24 protein-coding genes are annotated in these 26,293 nt (G+C 54.3%); 4 read left to right on the top strand and 20 right to left on the bottom strand.

Annotated elements, in window-relative coordinates; translation table 11 throughout:
* Positions 1-142: 142 nt before the first annotated feature.
* From ACY1JZ_RS21440 to metH, 12 genes are all read right to left on the bottom strand, one after another.
* Positions 143-1,504, bottom strand: coding sequence for a sensor histidine kinase (locus ACY1JZ_RS21440; RefSeq protein ID WP_270171344.1), 1,362 nt, complete (start codon positions 1,502-1,504; stop codon positions 143-145).
* Positions 1,504-2,202, bottom strand: a complete 699-nt coding sequence (locus tag ACY1JZ_RS21435; RefSeq protein WP_462630869.1) for a response regulator transcription factor — start codon at positions 2,200-2,202, stop codon at positions 1,504-1,506. The genes ACY1JZ_RS21440 and ACY1JZ_RS21435 overlap by 1 nt, the downstream gene beginning before the upstream one ends.
* A gap of 260 nt (positions 2,203-2,462) precedes the next feature.
* Complete coding sequence (locus ACY1JZ_RS21430; RefSeq protein ID WP_462630868.1) at positions 2,463-4,088, bottom strand: serine/threonine-protein kinase; 1,626 nt, start codon at positions 4,086-4,088, stop codon at positions 2,463-2,465.
* 175 nt (positions 4,089-4,263) lie between these two features.
* Positions 4,264-5,280, bottom strand: coding sequence for an SAM-dependent methyltransferase (locus ACY1JZ_RS21425; protein WP_462630867.1), 1,017 nt, complete (start codon positions 5,278-5,280; stop codon positions 4,264-4,266).
* Positions 5,277-6,059: an ABC transporter ATP-binding protein gene (locus ACY1JZ_RS21420; RefSeq protein ID WP_270171351.1), complete on the bottom strand. Its 783-nt coding sequence runs from the start codon at positions 6,057-6,059 to the stop codon at positions 5,277-5,279. Before ACY1JZ_RS21420 ends, ACY1JZ_RS21425 begins: the two co-directional genes overlap by 4 nt.
* 41 nt (positions 6,060-6,100) lie before the next feature.
* The gene (locus ACY1JZ_RS21415; RefSeq protein WP_270172500.1) at positions 6,101-6,469 is read right to left on the bottom strand and encodes a cyclic-phosphate processing receiver domain-containing protein; all 369 of its coding nucleotides are present in this window, start codon (positions 6,467-6,469) and stop codon (positions 6,101-6,103) included.
* Positions 6,450-7,319 carry a deoxyribonuclease IV gene (locus tag ACY1JZ_RS21410; protein ID WP_462630866.1) on the bottom strand — a complete coding sequence of 290 codons (870 nt, stop codon included), beginning with the start codon at positions 7,317-7,319 and terminating at the stop codon, positions 6,450-6,452. The genes ACY1JZ_RS21415 and ACY1JZ_RS21410 overlap by 20 nt, the downstream gene beginning before the upstream one ends.
* A 4-nt stretch (positions 7,320-7,323) precedes the next feature.
* Complete coding sequence (mutM, locus tag ACY1JZ_RS21405; RefSeq protein ID WP_462630865.1) at positions 7,324-8,142, bottom strand: DNA-formamidopyrimidine glycosylase; 819 nt, start codon at positions 8,140-8,142, stop codon at positions 7,324-7,326.
* Between the two features lie 43 nt (positions 8,143-8,185).
* The gene (locus tag ACY1JZ_RS21400; RefSeq protein ID WP_462630864.1) at positions 8,186-9,004 is read right to left on the bottom strand and encodes an HAD-IIA family hydrolase; all 819 of its coding nucleotides are present in this window, start codon (positions 9,002-9,004) and stop codon (positions 8,186-8,188) included.
* A 40-nt stretch (positions 9,005-9,044) separates the two neighbouring features.
* Positions 9,045-10,454 carry a ribonuclease H-like domain-containing protein gene (locus ACY1JZ_RS21395; RefSeq protein WP_462630863.1) on the bottom strand — a complete coding sequence of 470 codons (1,410 nt, stop codon included), beginning with the start codon at positions 10,452-10,454 and terminating at the stop codon, positions 9,045-9,047.
* A 92-nt stretch (positions 10,455-10,546) separates the two neighbouring features.
* Positions 10,547-12,793, bottom strand: a complete 2,247-nt coding sequence (locus ACY1JZ_RS21390; protein ID WP_462630872.1) for a DEAD/DEAH box helicase — start codon at positions 12,791-12,793, stop codon at positions 10,547-10,549.
* A 638-nt stretch (positions 12,794-13,431) separates the two neighbouring features.
* A complete protein-coding gene (gene metH / locus ACY1JZ_RS21385; RefSeq protein WP_462630862.1) occupies positions 13,432-16,872 on the bottom strand; it encodes a methionine synthase in 3,441 nt (1,146 codons plus the stop codon).
* A 144-nt stretch (positions 16,873-17,016) separates the two neighbouring features.
* On the opposite strand from metH, the gene ACY1JZ_RS21380 reads away from it, so the two are divergent.
* Positions 17,017-17,556 carry a 1,2-dihydroxy-3-keto-5-methylthiopentene dioxygenase gene (locus ACY1JZ_RS21380; protein WP_270171363.1) on the top strand — a complete coding sequence of 180 codons (540 nt, stop codon included), beginning with the start codon at positions 17,017-17,019 and terminating at the stop codon, positions 17,554-17,556.
* 100 nt (positions 17,557-17,656) lie between these two features.
* On the opposite strand, the gene ACY1JZ_RS21375 is transcribed toward ACY1JZ_RS21380, so the two are convergent.
* The 5 genes from ACY1JZ_RS21375 to ACY1JZ_RS21355 all read right to left on the bottom strand — a co-directional run bounded on the left by ACY1JZ_RS21375 (position 17,657) and on the right by ACY1JZ_RS21355 (position 21,190).
* Positions 17,657-18,448 (bottom strand): HAD family hydrolase, encoded by a 792-nt coding sequence (locus ACY1JZ_RS21375; RefSeq protein ID WP_270171365.1) that lies wholly within the window; start codon positions 18,446-18,448, stop codon positions 17,657-17,659.
* 212 nt (positions 18,449-18,660) lie between these two features.
* Entirely contained in the window at positions 18,661-19,194 is a 534-nt protein-coding gene (locus ACY1JZ_RS21370) for a hypothetical protein (protein ID WP_462630861.1), read from the bottom strand.
* Positions 19,195-19,264: 70 nt separating this feature from the next.
* Positions 19,265-20,251, bottom strand: coding sequence for an aldo/keto reductase (locus ACY1JZ_RS21365; protein ID WP_462630860.1), 987 nt, complete (start codon positions 20,249-20,251; stop codon positions 19,265-19,267).
* A gap of 163 nt (positions 20,252-20,414) precedes the next feature.
* Entirely contained in the window at positions 20,415-20,600 is a 186-nt protein-coding gene (locus ACY1JZ_RS21360) for a DUF896 domain-containing protein (RefSeq protein ID WP_270171371.1), read from the bottom strand.
* A gap of 116 nt (positions 20,601-20,716) precedes the next feature.
* Positions 20,717-21,190 carry a LysM peptidoglycan-binding domain-containing protein gene (locus ACY1JZ_RS21355; protein ID WP_462630859.1) on the bottom strand — a complete coding sequence of 158 codons (474 nt, stop codon included), beginning with the start codon at positions 21,188-21,190 and terminating at the stop codon, positions 20,717-20,719.
* Between the two features lie 176 nt (positions 21,191-21,366).
* On the opposite strand from ACY1JZ_RS21355, the gene lexA reads away from it, so the two are divergent.
* From lexA to ACY1JZ_RS21340, 3 genes are all read left to right on the top strand, one after another.
* A complete protein-coding gene (lexA, locus tag ACY1JZ_RS21350) occupies positions 21,367-21,987 on the top strand; it encodes a transcriptional repressor LexA (protein WP_270171375.1) in 621 nt (206 codons plus the stop codon).
* A gap of 101 nt (positions 21,988-22,088) precedes the next feature.
* Complete coding sequence (locus ACY1JZ_RS21345) at positions 22,089-22,265, top strand: YjfB family protein (protein WP_462630858.1); 177 nt, start codon at positions 22,089-22,091, stop codon at positions 22,263-22,265.
* 170 nt (positions 22,266-22,435) lie between these two features.
* Positions 22,436-22,993: a GNAT family N-acetyltransferase gene (locus ACY1JZ_RS21340; RefSeq protein ID WP_462630857.1), complete on the top strand. Its 558-nt coding sequence runs from the start codon at positions 22,436-22,438 to the stop codon at positions 22,991-22,993.
* Between the two features lie 121 nt (positions 22,994-23,114).
* Here the strand turns inward: ACY1JZ_RS21340 and glnA are convergent, their stop codons facing one another.
* The 3 genes from glnA to ACY1JZ_RS21325 all read right to left on the bottom strand — a co-directional run bounded on the left by glnA (position 23,115) and on the right by ACY1JZ_RS21325 (position 26,274).
* On the bottom strand, positions 23,115-24,443 hold the full coding sequence (gene glnA / locus ACY1JZ_RS21335; protein WP_270171383.1) for a type I glutamate--ammonia ligase: 1,329 nt from the start codon (positions 24,441-24,443) through the stop codon (positions 23,115-23,117).
* A gap of 70 nt (positions 24,444-24,513) precedes the next feature.
* On the bottom strand, positions 24,514-24,927 hold the full coding sequence (locus ACY1JZ_RS21330; RefSeq protein ID WP_270171385.1) for a MerR family transcriptional regulator: 414 nt from the start codon (positions 24,925-24,927) through the stop codon (positions 24,514-24,516).
* 60 nt (positions 24,928-24,987) lie between these two features.
* Positions 24,988-26,274 carry a methionine gamma-lyase family protein gene (locus ACY1JZ_RS21325; protein ID WP_462630856.1) on the bottom strand — a complete coding sequence of 429 codons (1,287 nt, stop codon included), beginning with the start codon at positions 26,272-26,274 and terminating at the stop codon, positions 24,988-24,990.
* Between the last annotated feature and the right edge of the window lie 19 nt (positions 26,275-26,293).

Genomic DNA, 26,293 nt, shown 5'->3' with positions numbered 1-26,293 from the left:
TGCTTCCTTCAGATTCCGCCTCACGACGGACACCCTTGCTCTTGGCTAATGGTAGGCGCTTGCCAGCCCCCATTCCGGACTTTCACCGTAGAGATGACGCCCATGCTGGGCGTACATAACAACTGACTGGCTAACGTGCCGGTCAGTTGTTTTTTTTGGGAAACTGGACGATAATGGTCGTTCCCTGGTTCGGCTTGCTAAATACATCAATGTTGCCATTATGCAGCTCCACGATTCGCTTGGCGATGGCTAGCCCGAGACCCACGCCGCCAGTTGCCCGGCTGCGGGCGCCGTCTACCCGGTAGAAACGCTCGAACAGATGCTGGATTTCCTGCTCGGGAATGCCGATCCCACGGTCCTTCACATCGACGCGGACGGTATTTTTGGCGGTGCTGATGGTAATATCGATGGGCTCCTTGCTGTACTTGATGGCATTATCCAGCAGGATAACGAATAACTGGCGCAGCTTATCCTTATCGGCAACGATCTGGACGCCGTTGCGCTCGGAATGGATGCGTATAGTGCGCTGGAAGGTGGTCGTCAGCATACCCGCCAGCTCGTCCAGCACCTTCACCACATCGAAGCTGCTCAGACGCAGCCAATCCTCCTGCTCTGCCTCGGCGAGCACAAGCATCGACTTAGTCAGGTTTTGCAGCCGCTGCGCTTCCTTGGAGATGGCCTCGATCGCCTCATCCCTTACCTTCTCGTCATCACGCCCCCAACGCTTGAGCATGCCGGCGTAGCTGGAGATGACTGTCAGTGGCGTCTTCAGCTCATGGGAAGCATCGGCTACGAACCGTTTTTGCCTCTCGAACGTTCGCTCCAGACGCTCGATCATCTGATTAAACGCGCGGATGAGCTGCTGCAGCTCCGCCGACTCCTCATTGCTGGACAGCTCGATCTGTCGCAGCTTGCCGCTGCGGTCGATCTCGCGCATCGTCTGCACCATATGCGAGATAGGAGCGAGCAGCCGCGAGGTGAACCAGTACGTACCGAAGATCGCGAACAGCACAGCGCCAAGCGAGGTGACGACGAGCGCCCCCACCAATATTTGCAGATAGCTGTCCAGCGAGTTCAGCTTGCGCACAATTTCCAGCATCCCGGTGAGATTCATATTTTTATCATAGAGCGGCACCCGCAGATAGACGACACGCTTGCCTGCATAATTCTCGATGCCTGTCGAGTTGTTCCAGCTAAAGCTGACCGGGATGGACAGCAGCTCCTCATCCGAGCCGATCTGATTGATAATATTGCCCGTCACGCTGACGATCCGAATCATCTCATTGACATTATAGAACTCACTCAGGATGTGAGGATCATCCAGTGAGTCCGTCTGCTGAATCCGTTTGTTCTCCAGCAGCAGATTGACCTTGTTCATCAGGAGCTGCTGCTCGCTGCGGGTTGTAATTTTGATGACATAGAAGTAGACAAATATATTAAACAAAATCAAAATAAATATAAGCCAGAAAATTGTAAATAGAGTAAAACGCTTGCGCAACGTCATTATTCCTGCTCCTTGAGCATATAGCCCACACCGCGCACTGTATGAATCAGCTTATAGCGGAAGCCTTTATCAATTTTTTGCCGCAAATAACGGATGTACACATCCACCAGATTCGTCTCCCCAATAAAATCATAGCCCCATACCTCAGACAAAATTTCCTCTCGGGATTTCTCCTGATTTTTATTCTCGGCAAGGAAAATAAGCAGCTCGAATTCGCGCGGTGTCAGCTCGATCGGCACCTCCTTGCGGAAGACCTTGCGCGTGCGCAGCTCAATCGTCAGCTCAGCGACCTTGAGTACATCCGCTCCGCCCTCCTCCTTGTTCTTCTGCTGGAAGATGCGCAGCAGGTTGCGGACACGCGCCAGCAGCTCTTCCATGGCGAACGGCTTCGTAATATAATCATTGGCGCCGTGCTCGAAGCCGCTTACTTTGTCCGGCACCGTATCTCTGGCCGTCAGCAGAATGATCGGGATCTGATTCCCATTGTTACGCAGTCTGCGCAGCACCTCAATGCCGTTCAATTCGGGGAGCATCACATCCAGCAGCATGAGATCCCATTCCCCCGACGCCGCCATCTCCAATCCCTGTCGCCCATTCTCCGCCCTGCCGACTGTATAGCCTTCATGCTCCAATTCTAATTGCAATATGCGTGCAATGCTGTCCTCATCCTCAACGACCAGCAGACGTTCCTGTTCCATCGTTATCACCACATTTCAACAAGTTGAATACTTCAGAATCCCTCGGTTGCCCATAGCTACAGTCATCCTCCATGGGCGTATCGGCTCAGCGGTTACCCTCTGGAGGCAGTCTGTAATAAATTTATGATAATGAACACGTAGATGAATTGCAAGTTTACTCGACTGGAAATGAAAGACAAATTCATAAATTTCATATATTCTTTCTATCATGCATGACACTCGCCGCGCGCAATCCAGGAGAAGCGGCTGCTTCGAGCTGCCTAGCTGCGCACGGGGATGGCCTGCTGCATCAATGGTGTCAGCACACGCTCCAGCGTGCGCCGCCAATCCTCGTCATCCGTCGCCCAACGTCCCTCCCAGACACACTGTGTCCAGCGTCCAGCATCCAGCAGCGGCACAGCGGCGCAGGGTTGTTCTGGAAGCAGCGACAGCCATTCTCTTCGGCTGGAAAATGCGACATCTTTATTCGCGACCCAGACGGTCGGCAGATGGCGGTTGTGGCGAAGCGCAGCGAGCTGCTTCAAGCGACGCAGCGTATCTGGTACCCACTTGGACAGCCATGGATCAGCCACCAGCACCAGCAATTCCGCCTCCTGCAGCAATGACGTATTTTCCAGCTCGCGCCAATGTGAGGATATGTCGATCAAGGCCAGCTCCTCCTGCTCCGACTGCTGCTCAAGCAACTGCATTAGCCGAATATCGGCGTCCCGCGGGTCCTTGCTCGGAGAGCTGAGCATCAGCCAGCTTGCCATCTCCTCGCGGTACAGCTCATAGCCTAGCGAGATTGCAGCTTGCTCCCTGCGCCCCGCCTTGCCGGAATTGTCCAGAGCGAGCAGTGCCCGCCACTCCGGCAAGACCAGCGGGTGCTCAATCGCGCTGCAGGCGATCTGCCGTTGCTGTAGCAGCTTCGTCATCGTCAGCGTGAGGAAGGTTGACCCTGAGCCAGGAGAGACGGAGGCTATGACTACCCGTCTAGGTCTTAGGATGGACATGGCTGAGCCTAGAGAGACGGTTCGTCCGTCTCCTGACGCCTCTTGTCCCGGGAGGCGCATATACTCCCTAGAGATGTTCATCAGCGCTTCCCCGACCTCAGCAGCAGAGGCTGGACGCTGGCGCGAATCCGCCGAGAGCAGGCGGCAGATCAATCCCTCAAGGCCTGGTAGCTGCCGCCAGATGGCATGATGCCACTGGAGAGCGTTGCGTACCGCATGGCTCCCCTGCTCACGTGCATCCCAGGCAGCTCCGGGATGGTACAAAAGTCCTGTTGCCATATAATACAGCAGTGCCCCGAAGCCGTAGAGGTCTGTGCGGGCGTCTGTCTGCGCCCCGCCGCTCTGCTCGGGCGCCGCGAAGCCTGGAGTCCCCAGCAATTGCGTATCCGCAGCAGCGCCAAAACGGAAAAAACGGGCGATGCCGAAATCAATCAGCTTGATGCGCTCGCCTGTCTCCAGCATGACATTCGACGGCTTCAAATCACGGTGAATGATTGGCGGCTGCTGACGGTGCAGATAATCCAGCACACCACTGAGCTGAATAGCCACCGACAGCAGCGAAGCAGGCGGCAGCACGCCGCCGCACTTCTCCATATAGCGCCCGAGTGTACTGCCCTCGATAAACTCCGTCACCAGCACCGCCTCGGCTCCATTCTCACGCTCGAAATAGTCAGCCACCGCAGGCAAGCAGGGATGGTGAAGCCGCATGAGCAGTTGCGCCTCCTGCAGGTAGCCCTCTGCTCCAGGCGGTCTGCTCATCTGTTTTAGCGCCCAACGCTTGCCAGGCAAGCGGACATCGCGCGCTTCGTATACGGTGCCCATGCCTCCAGCCCCCGCCACCCCCACGATCTCATATCGGTCTTGAATAATGCTTCCCGTGTTCCATTGCTTCAATTAAAGCCCTCCTTATCGTCTGATTCAGGGCGTGTCTGAACACTCTGAACGGATCAAATGGTCTGGCCAAACTTTCGTTCCAGATAGACACGACCTGGCCACGCAACGCTATATATGAAAAAAAGCATCGCGACGAAGGCGCTGTGTGCGCCCTGCATCGGGATGCTTTCCCAGGTTATTTTTTTTCCAGCCATAGTGTAATCTCGTCCCGGTTATGGAACAGTTGCTTCGCCTTGCGAATCTCGAATGCCTCCTGCAGCCTGCTCAGCACCTCGCGAATGGTCTGCAGCGGCTTGCGGTGCATCAGCTTGACCGTAATGACGGCTATCCCACCGCTTCGAAGCGCCGCCTGAAGCTCCAGCACCAGCTTGCACATCTGCATCGGACTCCAGCTCATGTCACAGACGAGCAGGTCGAAGCTGTCTGGCGCAAGCTTGACATCGGACGCATTTTTCTTCAGATACGTCAGCCGGGGATAAGCCAGCAGCGAAGGGTGCAGCTCGGCCGGATCGATCGCCGTCACTGCAAGTCCGCGCTCCAGCAATAGCGATGTCCAGCCGCCTGGCGCGGCGCCAACATCTAGCGCTGATCTGTACTGGGCAAAATCAAGACCAAAGGCCCGCTCCGCCTCCAGCAGCTTGAACTTGGCGCGCGACACCTGTCCGTCCTCCCGCTGAAAGCGCACGGCTCCTCCCGGCCAGTCAGACAGCAGCTCCTGCGGCGTCCCCCAACCGATCAGCAGTTGATCCCTAGTCGCATAGATGGAAATGATCCACTCGGGCTGCTTGAGCGCCGGCTCGCTGCCCAGCTCCAGCAGCACCGCATCGACCACCGCCTTCGTATCTGCCGCCGAATAGGGGAAGACGGTTCCTTCGACCCGGCGGATGTGAACCGCAGTACGTTTCCCGGCAAATTGACTGCCTGCATGGCGCACCACGTCACCCAGCTCCTGCAGATCGTCAGCCATGCCGCTGAGCGGAATCGTTCGCTCGATCGGCTGAATATGACGCAAAAAGATCGGCTCGTGCTGCGCAATAGCAGACAGTACAGCCCCATGATCCAATTCGGTCTCAAAGCTGAACACTTCACCGCTGCTGAGCTGCTGAAACTTAATGTCGTGAAGCAACCGCCGCAGCTCCTCCATCGCGTAAGGAGCAAAGCCTTTATTAGCCGTACCTATCCAGCGGCTCACGGTCTTCCCTCCTGCTCGCCCACCTTGATCCATGGCCTGTCGTATGTCCATTCCACCTGGATCGGCACATCATAGGCCTGACTCAGCAGTTCATCTGTCAGTACCTCGCGCTTGGGCCCAGCGGCAGCTACCTTGCCCTCATGGATCAGTGCAACATGAGTAAACAATGGTATAATTTCCTCGATATGATGGGTAACATACACTGCCGTCATGCTCTCCTGACTCAATCGGTTCAGCTCCTTGAGCAGCTTCTCGCGCTCGAACAGGTCCAGACCGGCACAAGGCTCGTCCAGTATAAGCAGCTTCGGATCAGCCATCAAGGCACGAGCCAGCAGCGCCTTTTTGCGTTCTCCCTGGGATAGAGTGCCTAGTGACTGTTCGGCCAGATGTCCGATGCCCATGCTCTGCAGCAGCCCGTAAGCGCGCTCCTGCACCTCCTGCGGAATTTCCTGATAAAAGCGCAAGAATGCAAAAGCTCCCGTTGCGACAACCTCCCAAACCCGATCGGCAAGGGCGAGCTTCTCAATCAAGGACTGGCTAATATAGCCGATCTGCTTGCGCACCTCGCGCACATCGCATTGACCATATCGGTTGCCCAGCACCTCCACAGTGCCTGAGCTGGGGAACATATAGCCGGTCATCATTTCCAGCAAGGTCGTCTTGCCGGAGCCGTTCTTGCCCAGGATGACCCAGTGCTCACCGGGGTTCATCTGTATCGTTACGCCGTCCAGAATGACGCGCTCCTCGCGACGCAAATAGAGATCATTCAAATAAATCATGCGTTACCGCCTTTCTGTAGCACAGCAGCCCCTGTCAGGGGCTAGCCGCCATGTTGTATATCTCGCTCCCCCTGCCGCTGCGCAAAGCCTCTCAGCGCCTCATCCGAATCTGCCATCGGGCCAAAATGCAGCAGCACCCCTTCGGGAGCATGCTGGGACAGATGCTGGTACATTTTCATTTTGCCGGCAGGTGAAGAGGTGTGCAAATAGATTTCCTGCGGATAGCGTCCGCTGCTTACGATATGCTTGGCAACCTCCATGCCGGTCGGCTCGCCCCATCCCAGATCAAAATCAAGCGACAGTATGCCAATCTCCTCCTGATCGAGAAGCAGGATACATTCCTCCGCATTCAGAGCCAGCACAAATCCGGTTGGACAACGTCTGTAATCATCAAGATAAAGGTGAATCATCACAGGCTGCCTCCTTTTCATCCATCCACTGTCTCAGCCGCCCGATCTGCTCCCGATGCGTGCCATCGGGGTCCTTCGCTGTTTCCAGCACCACCGGAAGTCCGGCAAGCTCGGGGAGCTGTATGAAGCGACGCAGTCCACTCTCCCCAATCCAGCCTTGGCCGACTACGGCGTGGCGGTCGCGTGCAGAGCCGGAGGGGTAAGCCGAGTCGTTCAGATGAACCGCAGCCAGATGCGCCATATAGCCTGTCGCCCGCGCCTTGTCGGCAAAGGACAGCTCCTGTGGATCGCTCCACACTCCGCTGGCGAACAGATGGCATGTATCCAGGCAAAAGGCGATCTGCTCCGCATAGCGCGACAGCAGGCGAACCTGCACCAGCTCCTCGAAGGTGGTGCCCATGGATGCATGGTCACCCGCCTGATTCTCCAGCAGCAGCTTGGCATGCCCCTCCCACTGCGACAGTGTCTTATCCAAACATTGTATTATATTTTTGTAGCCTTGTAACGGGTCTTTTCCTTTGTAAATGCCAAAATGCACGACCACGCCGACTGAACCGCAGCTCTCGGCAATATCAAGATCATTCAGCAGCGATGCAACTGTGACTTCTTGCTGCTGCTCATTATCGGCAGCCAGATTGACCGGATACGGGGCATGAGCGATGGACAACAAGCCATGCTCCTTGCATAGCGCCGCACAACGGGCCGCGTCCTTGCGGTCGAATGCTTTGACGCCAAGGCTGCGCGGATTTTTCGGGAAATATTGAAACGAGCCGCCCCCTTGGTGAAGCGCAGCGTGCGCGGCTGCCGCATATCCATGGCCAATGCTAACATGACTGCCGAATTGAGGCATGGAATCAGCTCTCCTTTTGACAATTAGGGCAGTAAAATACTTTGCGCGAGGACATCTCGGTCTTCACAATCGCTGTCCCGCACTGCACACACGGCTCGCCGCCCCGGTCATAGACGAGGCATTGGCTGTTATAGCCCCCAGTGAGCTCATCGTCTCGGGTAAACGGCAGCTCCATATAACCGCCCTTGTCAGCCGCATCACGCAGCACCTTATGCATCGCATGATAGAGCCGCTCCAGCTCCGTCTCGTCAAGCGTAGTCAGCTTCCTGTCCGGGCGAATACCTGCTGTGAAGGCGATCTCGTCGGCATAGCAGTTGCCGATCCCTGAGAGCACATGCTGGTCAACGAGCGCGTTCTTGAGCGCGCTGCGCTTGCTCTGCAATCTCGCCTTGAAGTTCTCCAGCGTCAATCGCTTGTCGAATGGATCCGGTCCCAGCTCCGCAAGGCGCGCCTCCACCTCCTTCACCGACAGATAATGCAGAAATCCTAATCGTAACCCGATAAAGTATAAATGCCCTTGCTCAAATGTCAGCGTCACCTGTACGGTCCGATCCGGCCGATCCTGCTCATCCGAGCCATAGTACAGCAGGCCGCCCAGCATCAGGTGCAGCAGCAACCGCTTGCCATTATCCAGATGAAATAATATATATTTGCCACGGCGCTCGATAAACCAGATCGTTCTGCCTTCAAGCTCGCGCTTGAACTGCTCGGCATCGACATTGACACTCTTCTCTCTTGCAATCTCGACCGAGCGGATGCTCTTCCCAGCCACATGCTTGGTCAGCATCGCCCGATATGTTTCCATCTCCGGCCATTCAGGCATTCGTTCATCTTCCTCCCTGATCTCTAGAAGCATCTTCCTTCTCTTATGTCCCCAGCATCGATAAAATATACGTGTTCAACTGGCGCAGATCCGCAAACACGCCATCTGGCTGCATACCGGTCTGTTCCATGTAATGCGGCAGATTATCGAGTGTCGTCAGCCCTGTCAGCACCAGCGCGGTGCCACAGCCGGCTCCATGACCAGCCGCAATATCTGTCGCCATATTATCGCCCACCATCCAGGTCTGCTCTGCCTCCAGGCCGATCCGGCGCAGCGCATAGCTCACCAGAATGCGAGACGGCTTGCCAATCACCGTCGGCTGCACGCCTGACGCAGTTGACAACAGCGCTGACAGCGAGCCGGCTCCAGGCAGCAAGCCGTCATCTGACGGCAGCAGTACATCCGGGTTGGTCAATATGTATTCAGCACCGCCTAGCAGCAGGCTGACCGCACGCTGCAGCTTGCTGTAATCCAGCTCGCGATCCAGGCCCTGCAGCACATAGCGAGCCTCGCCGTTATCCACGAGCTGCAGCCCTGCGTCGGCAGCGGCAAGCTTCAGCCCTGCCTCGCCCACAATATGTACCGTTGCCCCCGGACTGTGTTCGGCAATATAAGCTGCCGCGGCCTGGGCAGATGTAACGACCTCATCCGCACGGGCTGTTATGCCCATACGCTCCAGTCGAGCAGCAACCAGCTCTGGCGCTGCAGTCGAGTTATTCGTCACGAACAGAAAGGGCAGACCGCACTCGCGCAGCGAGGCAATCCATTCATCCGCGCCGTCAATGCGCCGCTCCCCATGGTATAAGGTGCCGTCCAGGTCAATTAGCAGACCTTGCGGCTTCCGTAGCTTTGTTTTCAACACCGTACCCTCACTCCCTCGGCCAGGGCATGTATGCACAACCCTAGCAACGATCCAGCTTCCGCTGCAGCCGGTCAATCCGTTTGTCCAGCGCGGCTTGCTCAGCCCGCTGCTTGGCATCCGCACGCTGCAATTGATGGCGGCTCATCAACAGCTCGCGTGCCGCCTCTGCACAGGCGAGCGCAGCATGCAGGTCTTTGACGCGATGCTCACAATACATCGCAAGCTCAATATTAGCCTCGACGGCTGCCTTAGGCGCCGCCTCGTGCAATTGAGCCACCTTTTGCCACAATACCACAGCTCGCTCCCAATTGCCATGCTTCTTGTCTCTTGCCGCCAGCAGCAGCAGGCACGGCTCCGCTCTCCGCCCCGCCTCAAGCGCCCGTTCGAGCAGCGGTTCCGCCACCTCCGCGCAGTTCATCCGCTCCAGCCAAAGCCCCGTCCGAATCAGCTCCTCGGTCTCTGCCGGGCGATAAACCTCATCGATCACTCTGCCAGCCAGCAGCCTGCCGAAGCGAATCGATAGACAGGCCATCGCCAGCATGTCCAGCTCATTATGGACAAATACTCCCTCCAGCGGCTGCGGGTTCGCGTCAGCGAGAAATCGGAAATAGATTTCCGGCGCCTGCGAGCCAGGCACATCGTCCACTCTGAAGATGCCAAGCCGCTCCTCCTCGACATGGCTCAGCTTGCAGGAGGCCAGCGTATTGCGCCAGATGCTGCGCGACGGATGAAGAAAGTCGAGATGCCGCAGCTTCAGCTCCACTCGGCCCAGCCCATTTATAATGAATCGGCTCGCCAGCACCGGCCAGTCGAACGTGCGCCCGTTATACGTGACCAAGTAGCGATAATCGTCCAGCTTCGCCTTCAAGTCAGCAAGCATGGCGCGCTCCTCTGCCGGATGTCGAATCAAATATTGCATAATGACGAGCTGTTGCCGCTCCACATAAGCCAATCCGACCATGAACGGAATATTGCCCGCGCCTGCTCCCAGGCCCGTCGTCTCCAGATCCAGGTACAGCAGATTATCCGCAGCGGGCTCCGCCTCATCTGCGCCACTACCCTCAGGATGGAAGGCGGCAAGCGCCGTGGACGCCTCCAGCAGCTCCGACAGTTGATGGTGACCATGACGATGGGTCAATGGATACCTTACCTCACGCGCCAGATAACTCCCCCAACTGTTATGTCGCTCCGTAACGCCCAGCCGCTGCCATACTGCGGCATAAGCATCAAGCACAGGCGTGACGGCCACATCCGGCATGACGGCAGCGGCCATTTGCGCCTCAGCAGCAACCTGCTCCTCGCACACTGCAGGCCCAGGCTCCTGCCCTCGCGCCGTGGGCGGCACATCTTGCAGCGTCTCCGTTCCTTCCGTATCCGTCAGCTCTGTCTGCTCTATACCTCCGCTCGGCTTGCCCAGCAGCCGGTTCATGCGCTCTCGCAGTCTGCTCATCCGCTCTCCTCCGATTTCACCAGCAGCATCATTGAACTGCTGTCCCTGGGACTTGCCTATCGAGTCCATCTCCCCATTCGATTCAACCCTGACTATAGAAGGCTCAAAAGCTCTATGCTTTTGTGTTTCCCGTTCATTCCTGCTATTTCGGATCCAATACATGACGGGCAGCCCTCCTTGCAAGGACATTTCCTGATCAGATTTTTGGCTGACTCCCGCACTTCGTCAAAACGCTTGTACACGTTATCCGCTAACCCGATGCCTCCGGGGTAGTGGTCATAGATAAAGATCGTAGGCAGCCCTGTGTGGGCTGCTTTGATCTGAGGAGTGACATGGACATCTCCACGGTCACACATAACCAGTACAGGGACGATGTGCTGCAACACGTTCGCGATCCCCAGCAGCAACTGCTCCAATGTCTTCACGCCGATCTCGGGGTCTACCTGCTTCAGCTCCAGCCACGTAGCGCTTGTATGCAATTCTTCTTCTGGCAGATGAATCGGGCCAGAGCCTATGTTCTCGAACGTGGTCAGTTTAATTTTCTTGAATATAGTAGGAATCATATTCACCGCAACATCCCCAAAGTGTATGGCGGCCTGTCCTCGATCACTCGTCCGGTCAATCTCCAGCACCTTCAGATTGACGGCCAGGTTAGCATCCGTGTAGTATTCAACGTCTACCTCGCGAACATAGGCCTTCTTGTGCTCCCAGTCCAGCTTCTCCACCTGATACTGCACGCCCTCGTGCAAATAGATGGCCTCGTCATGCAGCAGGGTCATCGCACTGAAGCGATCCATTTCACCGATAATTTTTACCGCGGCGACATGAGATTGATCGATGATCACCACATTTTCCTGGGATGCGGAACGCAGGCTGATCTCGCTTGCCGGGAAGGATTGCGCCGACCAATAGAAGGTATCTCCGTTGCGATGCAGCACACGTTCCTCCTGGAGGTATTCCAGTATATCCGTGACGTCGAGCGGGCCGAATTCCTCATCCGCTTTGAATGGGAGCTCATAGGCTGCACACCGCAAATGATCCACCAGAATCAGCAGGTTCTCCGGGTTAATCCGCGCATGCTCCGGTGTACGCTCAAAGAAGTAATCCGGGTTCTGAACGATATACTGATCGAGCGGTGTTGAGCTGGCCACCATAATGATCAGAGCCTCCCCATGCCGCCTTCCCGCACGCCCGGCCTGCTGCCAGGTGCTGGCTATGCTGCCCGGGTATCCGGTCATGATGCAGACTTGAAGCTGCCCTATATCTACGCCCAGCTCCAGCGCGTTCGTACTTACGACACCCAGAATTTCGCCATCTCTAAGTCCGCGCTCGATTTCTCTGCGTTGCTTCGGGAGGTATCCTCCCCGGTAACCGCGAATCGACTTTGTGCCCAGCTCGTTTTTGACCAGCTCCTGAATATGACTGAGGATAATCTCGACTCTCACGCGGCTGCGGGCAAATACGATGGTTTGAATCTTATGTCTCAGGAAGCTCTTGGCCAGGTCATTGACTTCAACGGTCGCACTCTTCCTGATGTTAAGCGGCGCATTTACAATCGGGGGGTTGTAAAACACGAAGTGCTTGCGTCCGCGCGGCGCTCCATTATCGTTAATGAGCCGCATGGGGCTGCCTGTTAATTGCTCGGCCAGCTCCCTCGGATTGGCAATTGTCGCCGATGTGCATATGAAGGTCGGATCGCTCCCATAGAATCGGCAGATCCGTCGCAGCCTGCGAATAACATTCGCAACATGACTGCCGAATACGCCTCGATAGGTGTGCAGCTCGTCAATGACGATGAACTTTAAATTTTCAAACAGGTTCACCCATTTGGTATGATGCGGCAATATGGCTGAATGCAGCATGTCCGGGTTCGTAATCACGATATGTCCGGCTTGTCTGACAATCTGCCGGATGGCAGGCGACGTATCCCCGTCGTAGGTATAACTCTTAATGTCAATGCCCATCTCGTCTATTATTTCGTTAAGCTCGCTCTTTTGATCCTGTGACAAGGCCTTCGTCGGGAACAGATACAATGCCCTGCTCATATCATCATTAGCGATGGCCTGGAGTACAGGCAGGTTGTAGCATAGCGTTTTGCCGGATGCTGTCGGCGTCACCGCTACGATATTTTCCTTGGCGGCTACGGTACGATATGCCGTTTCCTGGTGCGTATAGAGCTCCGATATGCCCCGGCGATGCAGAGCCTCCCGAATTCGCGGGTCAACACCTTCCGGGATGGGTCGCGTCTTGGCCTCCTGTGGCGGCATTTCGTACCAGTGGGCAATATTTTCATTTTTACGCAATTCATCAATCAATTCAATGAGAGACTTCTTGTTCAGCATGCAGTCACCCCGCACCAAATTTGGCGAAGCTAACGTCCTGACCCAAGCGCAAACGGCTGCTTCCCGCCTTGATTGGCAAAGCTCCGTATCGCGTAGATCTAAGTCAGGTATAAGCCGCTTCACTTATAAATCATACATAAAAATAATTCCCCGCACAGGCAGGGAAAGCGTTGTTGCTATGTAGACAGAGGGATGCCGCATGCATTGGCTTCCACAGACGCGACCGTGCGCGCCTCGCGCCGCGGATCTCTGCCAGTCCGTGACATTGAGCCTCATTGCTTACTCCTCATTTTACAGAATACACGTTCGCGCTGCAATGAAATTTTGTTGTGCCGACAGCAAATTTCTTCGTAAATCATCGTTTTTCAACAGTGGTTCTCCACTGTATGCCGGCAAGCCTCTGTACGGTGCCAACAACATATAGAAGTGTCCCTGGCTCCCTCCCCCATATGTTGCCGGCATACCGCTCAAAAGCGACGCATGGCGAAATAGCGCCATTCAATGAGCAGGCAGCAGACTGTCATATCCTGCGATTTCCCGGGAAACGGGAAATTCCCCTATTATACTGGTGGACAGCATGAAGCCGCCAGAGCCAACTGCAAGGCAGCGGTTCTGGCGGCTTCACCTGCTTGCGCCTATGCTTTTTCGACGTTGAAGTACTGCGCCTCGGGATGAGCGAACACCATCGCAGATACGGATGCTTCCGGCTCCATCATAAAGCCCTCTGTCAACTGCACTCCGATGTCCTCAGGCCGCATCAGCTCGAATAACGGCTCCTGATCCTCCAGATTCGGACAGGCCGGATAGCCGAAGGAGACGCGAATTCCCTGGTAACGGGCACCTAGCCGCTGCTTCATCGTCATTTCTTGCGGATCAGGGAAGCCCCATACATCACGCATCATATGATGCACTCGCTCTGCCAAGCCTTCAGCCACCTCAAGAGCTACCGATTGCAGCGCATGCGAGCGCAGATAATCGCCATTATCCTTGAGCACCGTGGCCTTCTCGCGCACTCCTTCGCCTGCCGTCACAACGAGGAAGCCGACATAATCCATGATGCCGCTCTCCACCGATTTGAGATAATCGGCCAGACACAGGTACGGCTCCACCTGCTGCCGCGGGAAGCTGAAGCGCTTGATCTCCTTCGCATGATTGTCCGGGTCATAGATGATAATGTTGTTCCCCTCGGACTGAGCCGGGAAGAAACGATACATGCCGTGCGCCTGAATCGTCCCCTCTTCGTTCGCTTCCTTCAGTATGCTGTCCACGGTCTCCTTCAGTTGAATCGTCTTCTCATGTCCTTCTGCAATCAGTTGCTCCACCTTGCCCCGCACACCCAGATGATGCCCCAGCAGCATCTGCATGTTCACATAGGGGACAATATGGCCGATCGGCACATGACGCAGCACATGACGCTCCAGATCAGGCGGAACAAATACCGGCGCTTCCTGAGAAATCTTCGAACGCTCAATACGTGTCAGCTTCGGCAGCTCAGGCGTTTCCGCGACCGCAACCGCTCCCTCTGCCTTCATGGCGGCATGTTCCTCCTCCAGTCTTTGCCGATGCACCTTATCCGTCAGCTTGTTGGCCAGATCCAGTCCATCCATTGCATCCTTGGCGTACAGGACGAGTCCATCGTATTCCGGGCCGATGCGCGTCTTCGTGAACTTGCGAGTTAACGCCGCTCCCCCTACCATAATCGGAGCACTGATGCCGGCATTGCGCAGATCCTGAGCAGTAATGACCATCTGCTGGGCCGATTTGACGAGCAGTCCCGACAGACCGATCGCATCGACCGGCTCCTTGCGATACGCTTCGATCAGTTGCTCTGGCGGCACCTTGATCCCCAGATTGATAATTTTGTAGCCGTTATTGGACAGGATGATCTCCACCAGGTTTTTGCCGATGTCATGAACATCGCCCTTCACGGTCGCCAGAATAATCTTGCCCTTAACTGCGGACTCCGTCTTCTCCATGAACTGCTCCAGGTAGGCGACAGACGCCTTCATGACCTCGGCGCTCTGCAGCACCTCTGCAACAATCAGCTCATTATTGTTGAACAGGCGTCCGACCTCTTCCATTCCCTTCATGAGCGGGCCGTTAATCGTCTCCAGCGGCGTATATTTCTGCAAGGCCAACTCAAGATCAGGAATCAGCCCCTCCTTCGTTCCCTCAACGACATAGGAGGCAAGCCGCTCCTCAAGAGTCAGATTGCTGGCCTTCTCCTTCTTCTCCACCTTCTTGTTGCGGAAAGCGGCAACGAATGCGGCGAGCGTCTCATCATTGGTATTGTACAGCAGCTCCTCCGACAAGCGACGCTCCTCCTGCGGAATCGAAGCATAGCGCTCCAGCTTCTCTGTATTGACGATCGCGTAATCCAGCCCCGCCTTCGTACATTCATAGAGAAAGACCGAGTTCAGCACCTCGCGCCCTGCCTCCGGCAAACCAAATGAAATATTGCTGATTCCCAGAATGGTCTGACAGGATGGTAGCGCCTCCTTGATCATGCGGATGCCTTCAATCGTCTCCTTGGCCGAGCCAATGTACTGCTCATCGCCAGTACCAACCGGAAATACGAGCGGGTCGAAAATAATATCCTCGGCCTGCATCCCATATTTGTGCACAAGCAGGTCATGAGAACGCAGCGCAACCTCCAGCTTGTCCTCGCGGGTAATAGCCTGTCCACGCTCATCGATCGTACCGACGACAGCCGCCGCTCCGTAGCGATGGATAATTGGAACTACATGCTCGAATTTTTCTTCGCCATCTTCAAGGTTAATGGAGTTAATAATGGACTTGCCCTGGGAGTATTTCAACGACATGTCGATGACCTTGGGGTCTGTCGTATCGATAACGAGCGGCACCTTCACCTTCTTGACTACCAGCTCCAGGAACTTGCTCATGTCCTCTGTCTCGTCACGGTCAGGGTCCTGCAGACAGACATCAATAACATGCGCGCCGTTCTTCACCTGCGCACGCGCAATCTCAGCCGCCTCCTCGTATTTCCCCTCCACGATCAGCCGCTTGAACTTGCGGGAGCCCAGCACGTTCGTCCGCTCGCCGACCATGTAAGGACGGTTCTCGTTCTCAATATAGACCGTCTCGATGCCGGACACTGCCGGCGGATGTACCCCTGGCTTCGTGCGCGGCGGATAAGCGGCCAGATGTTCAGACAGCGCACGGATATGCTCCGGTGTTGTACCACAGCAGCCCCCCGCCATATTGAGCCAGCCCTGCTCCGCAAACGCCCCGATCTTCTTCGCCAGCGACTCCGGCGACTCGTGATAATGGCCGTTCTCATCCGGCAGCCCCGCATTCGGATAGCAACTGATCGCCGCCTTGGATATTTCGGAGAGGGAGCGGATATGGTCGCGCATGAATTCCGGTCCTGTCGCACAGTTCAGCCCGATCGATACCGGATCAAGATGCTCCAGTGAGATATAGAATGATTCAATGTTCTGTCCGGCAAGCGTCGTCCCCATCGGCTCGATCGTGCCGGAGATCATAATCGGCAGCTTGCGCCCGAGCGTCTCGAACGCCTTGCGGATCGCAATGCTGCCCGCCTTCACATTGAGCGTATCCTGGCATGTCTCCAGCAACAGCGCATCGACATCGCCTTCCATCAATGCAATCGTCTGTTCATAATAGCTTTCGACCAATTGGTCAAAAGTAACTCCGCCAGTAACAGACAGTGTCTTCGTCGTCGGCCCGATAGCTCCCGCCACATAACGGGGCTTGTCCGGCGTTGAATACTTGTCCGCTGCTGCACGCGCAAGCGCCGCCGCGGCAAGATTAATCTCCCGCGCCTTCTCGGGTATGTCATACTCCATCAATACGATACTGGCTCCGCCAAATGTATTGGTCTCAATAATGTCCGCGCCAGCCGCCAAATACTGCTCATGAATAGACTGAATCACATCTGGCCGTGTCAGCACGAGCATCTCGTTGCAGCCGTCCAGCTCTTCACCGCCAAAATCTTCCGGGACAAGTCCCGCTTGCTGTATCATCGTGCCCATAGCGCCATCCAATATGAGAATGCGCTGCTGCATCAATTCTCTTAACGTCGGTTTTGTCATGTTCGAACTTCCTTCCAAGCGATCATTAAGGTTTAGTCTAACAGAAACTAAGGGTGGTGAAAAGGGAATTCCAGTCGACAGAAACAAAGCTTTGCTTTATAATAATCGTATTACATCATTTCTTATGGGAAAAGAGGGAATAGAATGGCTCAAATTCGGATTCGTAACACAAATGAACGAATTGAAGACGAGGAAAAGGTTCGCGCATTCCTGAATTCACAAGAGGTATTATACGAGCATTGGAATGCAGACAAGCTTCCGACTGAGCTAAAGAATCAATTTGTTCTGTCTGATGAGGATAAAGCGACGATCCTGTCCACATATGAAGAAGAGATCAATGATCTGGCCAGCCGCCGCGGCTATAAAACGTGGGATATTGTCGCCCTCTCGGATGCTACTCCGAATCTTGACGAAATCTTGAAAAAGTTTGAAGAGGTTCACACCCATACCGAGGATGAGGTACGAGCCATTACGGCTGGCAAGGGCATCTTCATCATCAAAGGAACGGACGATGTCGGCTACTTTGATGTGGAGCTGCAGGCAGGAGACGTCATCTCTGTGCCGGAGTCGAAGCCTCACTTCTTCACTTTGATGGACAATCGGCAGATTGTTGCTGTGCGACTGTTCATCGAGCCGGCAGGCTGGGTTGCCCAACCGTTCAATGACCCATCCTTTACAAAGTAAGTACATCTACTATGGCCATGCCAGCCCCGCCTCCCCTGAGGAGCGCGGGGCTTTGTTGCATGGTGTGGCTTACAGAAGTTGCCGCCTTACCTGTTGCTGCCTATAGCTTGGGAAGCAAGTCCAGCAGCTCCTTCAGCTCATCAATTTCATAGGAAGGAACAATCTCGTCAGAGCGCTGAATTCGGTGCCGGTTAATCCATACCGCATCCATACCGACTCCGAGCGCTCCGATCACGTCCGTCGTCAGCTTGTCTCCTACCATCAGCCCTTCCTCCGGAGCAATCTCCAGAAGCTGGAGTGCATGCCTGAATATCGAAGCATCAGGCTTGCCACGCCCAAATTCACCCGAAATAATAATATGATCAAAATAAGGAGCGATCTCCGGCACGCCAGCCAGCTTCTCACGTTGCAAATCCGGCGAGCCATTCGTCAGCAGCAGCAGCTTGTAGCGTCCCTTCAGTTGATCCAGCACATGAAACGTATCATCATAGACAAGCGCGCGGGCTCTGCGTTCAGCAGGAAAACGCTCGGCCAATTCAGCGCCAAGCTCGGCATTGTCAACACCCAGCGCCAGCAATCCGGCTGTCCATGCTGCTCTGCGATACGATGGAGCCAGCGACTCCAGCTTGCGGAACTCAGCTTGCTCCCCTTCGCGGAAGTTCGCCCACAGTCCCTCAAATGGATTAATACCGATCATCGTCGTAAACGGATAGGTCTCATAGGAGGAATATAGCTCGCGAGCTTGCTCGCGCACTGCCTTCTCCAACTGCTGCGCATCAACGCCTGTCCGCTCTGACGCTAATTCGCAGGTTGCGTCAAATGCCTCTTGTACGCTTCTGTCATCCCATAGTAGTGTATCATCTAAATCGAACAAGATTGCTTTCTTAGCCATGCTGCACGTTCTCTCCTTAAATATTGAATAAAATAATAGTTAGGTCGTGAGTTAGGTCGTGTCTGAACACCCGTTCAAGGGCATCTCCCCGCTGTTCGCCCCATGCTGCGTTGCCTTTTCGCAGGCGCACCCCCGGTACGCCTGCGAAAAAGCGCCTTGCCTGGAACGAATATTCTACAAGATCGGATCCGTTCAGAGTGTTCAGACAGGCCCTAGACTTGCTCTACAAACTCAACATGATTCTCCTTGGCGAAAGCCTTCAGGCGCGCAGTCATGTCCTCGGTAGGGAAACGGTTCAGGAATCGTGAAAATGTCCAGCTCGGCCCCTTCACCTGCTCAATGACCACATAGCCATCCTGAACTCTAATTTTCCTAATGCCACTGGCACGCAACATCTTGTCGCCAGTGATCCGCCGAGTCTGAATGAACTCCTTGGCCACGTTCAGATAAGGACGGCGGAAGAAAAAGAGCATCGCCAGCAAGACATAACATACGATCGTGATCCAGTATAGCGAATCCGTGCCGCTTCCTTGCCCTTCTACCGGTACCGCCTGACGGGCAATAAAGCTGACGTAAGCGTAAAAACCGGTAAAGAATAAAATGACCGTTGGTAAAATAAAATTGCGTCCTTTAAACCGGTCGATGCGGGAAGCCTCAGGTACAAATCCCTGACCACCCTGCTTCTTCCGACTTTTATTGATTGCACTCGTATTTTTGCGAACCATCCGCTCCCAGGAACGGGACATGGCAGTTGCCTCCTTGTAAGCATAGAGTAGCGTTAGGTAACTCCGCTAGCTATGTATCGTATCACTTCTACTATAACGGTCGTTTAAACTTCTCTATAAAGCGGTTCGGATATTCAGAAGGCAGCGAACTCGCCTCGTCAAGACGGGACCAGATGTCCTGCGGCATGGTCCAGCCTGTGGCCCCCATATTATCTTCGAACTGCTCCAATGTGCTTGCGCCAAAGATTGGAGAGGTAATCCCTCTGCGCTGCAGCAGCCAATTGAGTGAAATTTGAGCCGGTGTAACCCCAAGCTCGGCAGCCGCCTGGAGCACTGTGTCCAAAATAACGAAGTTCTTGTCGGTCGCTCTGTACATCCAGGAGCTCTCCCCGGCCTTGGCTGTCAGCCTGCCGCTATCTGGCTCGACCCGGCTATATCTTCCGGTTAGAAATCCCCCGCCAAGCGGCGCCCATGGAATGACGCCCACATTCTCCTCCAGACATAGCGACATCATCTCCCGATCCATCTCACGGCTGACCAGGCTGTATTGCGGCTGGATCGACACAAAACGGACGTATCGATTCGCATCGCTGCAAGCGAGTGATTTCATTAACTGCCATGCGAAATAATTAGAACAACCGATATACCTCACCTTGCCGGAGGAAACCAGATCATCCAATGTCCGCAGTGTCTCCTCAATAGGAGTCGCATGATCCCATACATGCATCTGATACAAATCAATATAGTCTGTGTTCAAACGCCGAAGGCTGGCATCTATGCCATCCAAAATATGCTTGCGCGACACGCCCGCACCATTAATGTCATCGCTTACCTTCATTCTCACCTTGCTTGCAACAATAACCTCTGCACGACGACCCTGGATCGCCTTGCCGACAATCTCTTCGGAACGCCCGTTCACATACACATCTGCTGTATCCAGAAAATTTCCGCCCTGGTCAAAGAAACGATGCATCATTTGTATAGAGTCGGCCTCAGATGTCGCCCCGCCAAATGTCATCGTACCTAAGCATAGCTCGGATACCGCTAGCCCACTTCTTCCAAGCAAACGATAATTCATACCAGTATGCCTCCCGAAAAAGAATGGTTAACCGCTGCCGTTCGGAGAAGCTTGACTGTCGACCAGCGGCCAGCGCCTCTCCGCGCGAGACAGCACAAACCAATAGACCAATCGCCCTGACGGTTCGATCTGCCTATTGGTATAGGAAATGTCATGTCGTTCATTAATGCTTGAGAGGCGGCTCCTCGTCTGTCCATTCGATCGAATCGAGCTGGTTGCGGAAATTGCCGCGGAAGATCTCCAGATATTGCTTCCTCAGCACCTCGCGCTCAGCCTTCTCTTCGTCAGTCAGCCCGACGGACTTGTTCTTTCTAGACAATTCATTAATACGGTCAATCAGTTTTCCCATTGTGAGCTACCTCCCTGAAAACTATCCACTCTCTACTTTGACATTTTCCACGGGGAGTGTCAAGCGACGAGAGACATTAAAGCCATGAATGAATGACGCTGCACCCGAGTCGAACGTTAATCAGGTATGCGAATCACTTGTCCGACTTGAAGCTCTCCATGCGTCAGTTCATTGAGCTGCTGAATCCGGTACACATATTGTCTTAGATCGTCGTTAACCGGCTTAAAGCGCCTCGCAATGCTCCAAATTGTATCTCCATAAGCAGCAATGATGTACTCCGCCTCTACAGCTTGCTTAAGTTGCCCGCCATGTGCCTCTAAACCCGCAATTGCTGTGTTATTGGATGGTTCCACGCTTCGCCCCGAAGCATTGGACTGTACGAACATTACACAGGACACAGCAATAGACAGCAGCAGCACGACCATGATAACACGGAGGACACTCTTTCTTCTTCCGCTGACCTCATCGGCCTCATAACCATTCCTTATCCTCTGCGAGCTCCCCGTGTTCGTCTTGCTCTCCGAGCTGACGGTCTCACGCGCCGCGGCACGAAGTGCATCCATATCCTGATAATAGTAAGAGTGATTCATTATCCAACACCCCAAACATTTGTTCTTGTACCTAGAATAAACCGAACGCTTGTTTGTGTCAATATATATATTCCTCTACCAAGGACAGGTTTTATTTTCAACGAACTTATGTTTGTGCGAACTCCGGTTCTGTGCTATAATTTGACACAAGAATGATTGTCTGGGGGTATGTGAAAATGTCGAAGCTGTCGAACCGTCAACAGACGATATTGGAATTTATTAAGAATGAGGTAAGAGAGAAGGGCTATCCGCCCTCTGTTCGGGAGATCGGGGAGGCTGTTGGTCTGGCATCCAGCTCGACCGTTCACGGCCATCTGGACCGGCTTGAGAAGAAAGGACTGATTCGGCGCGACCCGACCAAGCCGCGTGCAATCGAGATATTGAATCAAAACCAGGATGAGGTTCCATTCCCCGTTCATATCGCCAAGGTACCGGTAGTCGGCCGAGTAACCGCAGGGGTGCCGATTACTGCCACAGAGAATATCGAGGAATACTTCCCTCTGCCTAGCCACTTTGTTGGCGATAACCAAATGTTCATGCTGAGTGTCGTGGGCGACAGCATGATCGAGGCGGGCATTCATAATGGTGATTATGTCATTGTTCGCCAACAGCAGACCGCTAACAATGGTGACATCGTAGTCGCGATGACGGAGGAGGATGAAGCGACCGTCAAGACGTTCTACAAGGAGCGGGATCATATCCGTCTGCAGCCGGAGAATTCCACGATGGAGCCGCTTCGTCTCAAGAAAGTGACGATTCTGGGCCGCGTTGTTGGCCTGTTCCGCGACATTCATTAGACAGTCATGTCTTCGCGGCTTGGCTGGACTGGATGATTATTTCTCCTCCTCTATCGAATGGCAATCGTTTGCCCGATATAGATAGTAAGGAGGTGTAATCAATGGACATCGCAGCACTATCCAGCGTCATGAGTCAGGCCTCGCTAGCCCAGGCAGTAAGCATGAAGGTTGCCAACCTGGCGAAGGGTCAAGCGGTTCAGCAGAGCAATGATCTCGTCAAAATGATGCAGCAAAGCGCAATCCCTGGTGTAGGGGGCAATATAGATATTCGGATTTAATGAAAGACTGCAGCCCTGCGAGGGGCTGCAGTTTTTATTATCGGCGCTTCGCGCTTCTACATATAGCGCCGTGCCAATAGTTATTTTACGTGCAATCCATACAAACGCGCATTTCATATGCACCATGTATGGTATAGTATTAGTTAAACCCTTTGTATGCGAGGTGCATCATGGCAATTGCGAAGATTCGGAATGTATCTATCAGCAGCAATGTGTTTGCTGCAATGGCAGTTGAAGAGGATGAACAAGCGATAAGCCAGCTATATTTGCATACGGCAGTATGGCTGAAGGAGTCAGGCTCCACACAGTGGTCGGGTTTGCTGCAGGGCCTGGATCATCATAATACGGCTGCCGCCATACGTCGCAGGGAGGTATTTGCCTTCCGGCATTCAACCAGTCAGGAGCTTGTAGGCTCTGTCATCTTACAGCAGCAGCCGAGCGAGTGGGATCGTAATCTCTGGGGAGACGACACTACGGATAGAGAGTCGGCAGTCTACCTGCATCGGCTTGTAGTCAACCGCAAGTATGCTGGCCACGGCATCGGAAGTCAGATTATGACGTGGGTGGAGCATGAACTGGCAGGACAATTTGCCAGCATCAAGCTCGACTGTGTCGCATTCAGCACCAAGCTGAACCATTTTTATAGACAACATGGCTATGAATATCGGGGAGAGAAGAACGGATACAGCAAATATCAAAAGTGGCTTTCTGGAACTCTGCCGCGTTGAGGGACCGAAACATAAAATATGGGGGCAATCCGGGGGCAGATCCATCATCCAATGAATGAATCTGTCCCCAGCTGCCCCCAATAAAACCTCTTATACCAGCTCCATTACTGGAATACCTCGCTTAATACAACGTCAGATATTGATCCCGTTCCCATTGGTGAACCTGGGTGCGGTACATATCCCATTCAATCTCCTTCAGCTCGTAAAAATGAGCCAGCGCGTGGTCGCCCAGCGCGTCGCAGATGACGCCGTCACGAAGCAGCTCTTCCAGCGCCTCCTTGAGATCTGCCGGCAGGCTAGGAATGCCTTCGTCCGAGCGCTCCTCATCTGTCATCACATAGATATTGCGATCTGTTGGCGCAGGCAGATGCAGCTTCTCCTTAATGCCATTCAGACCAGCCTTCAGCATAACAGCCAAGGTCAGGTAAGGGTTGGCAGCCGGGTCAGGGTTACGCACCTCTACCCTGGTGCTCAAGCCGCGTGAGGCCGGAATACGGATCATCGGGCTGCGGTTGCTGGCCGACCAGGCTACGTAGCAAGGCGCTTCATATCCAGGCACCAGACGTTTGTACGAATTGACCGTCGGGTTCGTAATGGCTGCGCATGCTCTTGCATGCTTTAACAGACCTGCCATGTAATAACGCGCTGTCTGGCTTAGACCAAGCTTGTCGTTCTCGTCGTAGAACGCGTTCTTGTCACCTTGGAACAGCGACTGGTGACAATGCATGCCTGAACCATTTACACCAAATAGCGGCTTCGGCATAAAGGTCGCATGCAATCCGTGCTGACGCGCGACAGTCTTGACGACCAGCTTGAAGGTCTGAATCTGATCGGCTGCCTTAACCGCATCGGCATATTTGAAGTCGATCTCATGTTGGCCAGGCGCAACCTCATGGTGAGATGCTTCAATCTCGAAGCCCATCTCCTCCAGTGTCAGCACGATCTCGCGGCGGCAATTTTCGCCAAGGTCAGTCGGAGCCAAGTCGAAGTAACCTCCCTGGTCATTCAGCTCGGCTGTCGGCTCGCCCTTCTCGTCGGTTTTGAACAGGAAGAACTCCGGCTCAGGACCTACGTTCATGGCAGTAAAGCCCATATCCTCCGCTTCCTTCAGACAACGCTTGAGAATACCGCGCGGGTCTCCGGCGAACGGCGTGCCGTCCGGCATGTAAATATCACAGATCAGACGAGCAACACGGTTCTCTGTTACCCAAGGGAACACTACCCATGTGTCCAGGTCTGGATAAAGGTACATGTCGGATTCCTCGATGCGTACATAGCCTTCAATGGAGGAACCGTCAAACATCATTTTGTTGTCAAGCGCTTTCTCCAGTTGGCTCACTGGAATTTCCACATTTTTGATCGTTCCAAGCAAATCGGTAAATTGCAACCGGATAAAACGAACATTTTGCTCTTCCGCAATGCGCGAGATGTCTTCTCTTGTAAAGCCCACAGTATCCTCTCCTTAGCCTCGTTAGAATTCAAACTTTACTTCTCTCTTGTGCGCCAGCCTGCAGCAGCAGCTATGGCTTGTTGCTATAGAAACGGGACAACTGGCCTTGAATGAGCGAGGCCTTGCCCGGTCTCTTCTCTAGAAGCTGCTGCTTCAACATGCGGTGTAGCTGTGTATCCGACAGCTCGCGGCGCTTCGTCTCCGTCTGATCTGTAATGACGGTTGCTTCCTCGGACTCCTTCGAGACCGGGTTCATTACCTGCTTGATGCCGGCAATGTTGACGCCTTTCTCAATCAATGACTTGATTTCCAGCAAGCGCTCTACATCGTTAAAAGAAAACAGGCGTTGATTGCCATTTGTGCGCGCGGGCACAATCAGCTCATGCTGCTCATAATACCGGATTTGTCTCGCAGTTAAATCCGTCAGCTTCATAACGATTCCGATAGGAAATAATGCCATATTCCTGCGTATTTCGTCAGCCATGCACATCTACCTTCCAATCCTTGTGATATGTTTTTATTGTAACTGTCTTCCAAAAACATGTCAAGTCATGTTAGGTTTGATCACAAATATTCCACGTTTTTCCATGTCTTCAAGTGCAGTCAATACCCCAAATTTTACATGGCTGTACGTAAGTCCGCCTTGCATATAGGCAATATATGGCTCACGAATTGGAGCGTCCGCCGACAGCTCCAGGCTCCCGCCCTGAATGAACGTTCCCGCAGCCATGATGACCGGGTATTCGTAGCCCGGCATATCCCATGGCTCAGGAACGACATGTGCGTCCACCGCGGCGGCTCGCTGGATGCCCTGTACGAAGGCGATCAACGCATCCTCCCGCCCAAATCGTATCGCTTGAATAAGGTCAGTCCGTTCTGCATCCCATGCGGGATTCGTCTCGAAGCCTAGCAACTCCAATAACGCAGCAGTAAACACAGAGCCCTTGAGCGCTTGTCCCACCAGATGAGGCGCCAGGAACAGTCCCTGATAGGTAGCTCTGAGCGTATCCAGCATCGCCCCGACCTCTCCACCTATGCCAGGCGCAGTCAGACGGTAGGACGCCTTGCGCACCAGCTCCTCCCGTCCGCAGATATAACCGCCTGTACTGGCAAGCCCGCCGCCCGGATTTTTGATCAGCGACCCAGCCATCAGATCCACTCCGACCTGGGTTGGCTCCAGCTCCTCTGTAAATTCGCCATAACAGTTATCGACGAAGACGATGGCGTCCGGTTTCAGTTGCTTGATTTTCTTCACCATCTGGCCAATTGCCGCGACGGAGAAGGACGTTCGCCATTCGTAGCCGCGCGAGCGCTGGATACCGATCACCTTCGTGCGGCTTGTCAGCGCCTGCTCCACCTGCTCCCAATCGACCTCCCCGCTGGCTAGCAGCGGAATCTCCTTGTAGCCGATGCCGAAGTCCCGCAGCGACCCTGTACCGTCGCCTTCATGGCCAATGACCTTATGAAGCGTATCATACGGCTTGCCCGTGATGTACATCAGTTCATCCCCTGGGCGGAGCGCACCAAACAACGCACAGCTAATCGTGTGCGTTCCCGAAGCAAAATGCGGTCTGACCAGCGCAGCTTCTGCACCAAAGATGTCGGCATAGACGTCATCCAGCACCTCTCTGCCCCGGTCATTGTACCCATAACCGGTAGAACCGGCAAAATGAAAATCGCTTACCTTATGTTTTTGGAATGCCCGGATCACCTTCCAATGATTCCGTTCGGCAATCCGGTCGCGCTCTTGCAGTCTGGAGGCAGCGTGCCGCTCGGCACGCTCCGCCCACTGCTCCAGTCGCTCCCAGCTCGTCTGTTCATGCTTGTCCACGATGGCGTTGATTCTCCTC

This window comes from Paenibacillus sp. J5, from assembly GCF_054955055.1.
The sequence above is the reverse complement of the archived record's forward strand: the minus strand, read 5'-3'. Positions and strand labels throughout refer to the sequence as shown.